This window comes from Caballeronia calidae (assembly GCF_900044055.2).
Classification (GTDB): domain Bacteria; phylum Pseudomonadota; class Gammaproteobacteria; order Burkholderiales; family Burkholderiaceae; genus Caballeronia; species Caballeronia calidae.
Window position 1 is genome coordinate 1 of record NZ_FCOX02000319.1, and the last position, 833, is coordinate 833.

Here is an 833-nt window from a genome sequence, read left to right on the forward strand (position 1 = left end):
CTGTTGCTGTTCGAGAGCACGAAGTCACTGTTCACGAAATGGATCGGGTCGGTCATCAACTACGGCTTGGTAACCGTGCTGTTTGCCGCCGTGTTCGGCTTGCTGTTGTACTTTTTCAAGGCCGCTATCGGGGCCGCAGCGGCGAACAATCCTAACGCGCCAGTGATGGTTGCCATCGTCACTTGTGTACTGGTGCTCGTCATTACGTGGTTCATGCTGAAAGAGATTCCGCACATGGCTTCATCCTGGGGGCAGGGCGTGTCAGCCGATATCTTCCGGCACATGAGGCAAAACCGCGATGGCGGAGGCGGTAGCGGCGGCAGCAGCGGGGGGAAAGCGGGTCGGTCTAGCATTGCAGGAGGCGGCGCCCCCAACTCCGCAGGCGCAGGCGCGAACGCCACGGCGGCCGGACCGTCTGCCCAATCTCCGACTAACGGTTTAGCCCGGGGCTCGCGCCGATCTGCATAAAGTACGAGCACGGATGTGACTGATCCTTGAAATCTAATTTTCAAGGACATGGGATTGTTTTGCCTCATCGAACCCGAGGGGATCGAGAAATGAAGTTTCTCTGTGCACTGGCTCTTTGTGCAGCGGTTGCGCTCACGGGATGTACGAGCAGCCGCAAGCCTGCGCCCGAGCCGGACATGAGCCATCTGGTCCCGGTGAACAAGACCATGCCGCCCGAGCTTGTCGGCAAAGCGGTTCTTCCCGTGAGAAAGCCTGTTCAGTGATGAAGCCCGGGGATGCAAAGGATGGAAAACGATCAACCGAATATCCCGCGAGTCGAGCGCAAAGCAATCACGCGAGCGGAAATGGACGCCTACCGAAAAGAG

At 58.5% G+C, this 833-nt stretch carries 2 protein-coding genes; both read left to right on the plus strand.

The window, feature by feature from the left end; translation table 11 throughout:
• A partial coding sequence (locus AWB78_RS42850) for a type IV secretion system protein (protein WP_198399519.1) occupies positions 1–468 on the plus strand: 468 nt, incomplete at its 5' end.
• An 89-nt stretch (positions 469–557) separates the two neighbouring features.
• Positions 558–731, plus strand: coding sequence for a hypothetical protein (locus AWB78_RS50125; protein ID WP_374729536.1), 174 nt, complete (start codon positions 558–560; stop codon positions 729–731).
• The last annotated feature ends 102 nt before the right edge of the window (positions 732–833 follow it).

Bases quoted from the DNA above. Each gene is read 5' to 3' on its own strand.
- AWB78_RS50125 (WP_374729536.1), top strand. From the start codon at position 558: ATGAAGTTTCTCTGTGCACTGGCTCTTTGTGCAGCGGTTGCGCTCACG.